1 pseudogene is annotated in these 234 nt (G+C 35.0%); it reads right to left on the reverse strand.

From position 1 onward, the window contains the following. Positions 1-231, reverse strand: a pseudogene (locus tag CHI06_RS29220) (hypothetical protein); the annotation flags it as partial. Between the last annotated feature and the right edge of the window lie 3 nt (positions 232-234).

The following is a 234-nucleotide window of genomic DNA, read 5'->3' on the forward strand; positions in this document are numbered from 1 at the left end:
ATTCGCCATCTCATCTTTGAAATCTGTATCCGTATCATTTTTAGTTTTTATTTCACCGATTTGAACGTCTTTTGTTAAAGACAATTCCTCCACCCAATCAATATTCGTTTTATAGATTACTCCCTCATATTGAAAAATATCAGCATCAGGGTCCAAGCTTAAAACTTCTTCAGCATTAATACGATCAATGGATACTTTGGTTGTTTCCCCTCCATTAGAGCATCCAGTAATCGT

The organism is Bacillus sp. 7884-1 (assembly GCF_002272245.1).
Classification (GTDB): domain Bacteria; phylum Bacillota; class Bacilli; order Bacillales; family Cytobacillaceae; genus Neobacillus.